We start from the raw sequence: 1,501 nt of genomic DNA, 5'->3' as shown, positions 1-1,501 counted from the left end.
GTAGAGCGTCGCGGCGTTCTGCTCGACGTTGGAGTCTTCGATACCAGCTTCGACGCCGAGTTCGACGCGACCCACGCTCTCGTGGAAGAGCGTGTCACCCGTAATCAACGCCACCTCCTCGATATCGAACGAGACGCTTCCTTCGCTGTGTCCTGGCGTGTGGATAACCTCGATATCGAGGCCGCCGACCGAGACAGTCTGTTCGTCGTCGATGGGAGACGCGTCGATTGCCAGTGCATCCTTCGGGTGGAGGTAGTAGGGGACGTCGTGACGGTCGGCCAGTTCTGCAGCGCCCGAAACGTGGTCGGCGTGGGCGTGGGTGTCGAAGACACCGACGAGTTCGGCGTCGTACTTGTCGAGAATTGCTTCGTACTCTTCGAGGTAGTGGGATGGGTCGAAGACAGCGGCTTCACCATCGGAGATGAGTACATGCGAGAGACAGCCTTTCCCCGGTCGTGCGACCTGAACGAGCGTTCCATCGAGGTCGACAGAGACCGCCGCATGGCGGTGAACGCGACTCCACCCGTTCATCCCATCTTCGAGTGTCGCTGCGGTGTAGCCCATCTCTTGGAGGACGTCCGTTGCCGTCTCCGCGGCGATTCCTGCACCACAGACAGTAACTATCTCTTTCTCCTCGGGGAGGCCCGAAAGCGCGTCCTTGGCTTTGTTAGAATCGTCAGCCAACTCGTCGTAGACATCGACGTTGACGCTACCCGGGACGTGCCAGTCGTCGAACTCTCCTTCGTGGCGAATGTCGACTACGAGCAGGCCGTTTTCGTCAGTCTGCAGTTGTTCTCCAAGTTCCTCGGGGGAAATCTCCGACATCAGTATTCTTCCGTATGGGAAGTAATAGGATATAGGTACTGCCGGACATGACCGGTACTGTTAATCTCGTATAGACGAATGTGCTAGTATGAGTCTCTACGAGGCGTCGTTTCGCGTCAAACACGAGTGTCCGTATCGAGAGATTTCGGAGCGTTATCCGGACCTCACGATTCGTGAGTGGTATCTGGATGACTGCCAGGTAATCGAAATTACTGCACCGGGGTCTCCGACTGACGACCTCCTCGACGAGATCGATCGCTTGGGGACGGTTCTTCACGAGTCAGTCGACAATGCTGGACTCCACGTCGTCACGCAATCATGCCTGTGTTCACTGGAAGACTCCATCATCGAGCGATTCGAAGCGCACAATTGCCTGTATCAGCCGCCTACAATTCATCGGCAGGGTTGGGAACACTATTCGGTGATTGCCTTCGACGAGAGCGATATTAGAGAACTTCTCCACGAGTTGGAAGCTGACCGCGACATCGAGGTACTCTCGAAGACGGCGATTACAGCACAGCGAGTCCCACACAGCATGTTGGCTCCGGTCGACCAATTGTTCGAGGACGTGACCGAACGACAGATGGCGGCGCTTCGGTTGGCATTGGAGAGCGGCTACTACGAACAGCCCCGGAAAACGTCACTCAGGGAACTCGCTGACCAGACCGCTGTCGCT

Annotated in this window: 2 protein-coding genes; one reads left to right on the top strand and one right to left on the bottom strand. The window is 56.9% G+C overall.

Annotation, left to right across the window (positions count from 1 at the left end; genetic code table 11):
* A partial coding sequence (locus QT222_RS03185) for an MBL fold metallo-hydrolase (protein ID WP_491476282.1) occupies nucleotides 1-825 on the bottom strand: 825 nt, incomplete at its 3' end.
* A gap of 88 nt (nucleotides 826-913) precedes the next feature.
* Between QT222_RS03185 and QT222_RS03180 the strand changes: the two genes are divergently transcribed.
* Nucleotides 914-1,501 (top strand): helix-turn-helix domain-containing protein (locus tag QT222_RS03180; protein WP_491476281.1); only part of this gene is annotated, 588 nt, incomplete at its 3' end.

The sequence above is a fragment of the Haloferax sp. s1 genome, from assembly GCF_058382125.1.
Note: the sequence above shows the minus strand (reverse complement) of the source record. Positions and strands in the feature narration are given on the sequence as shown.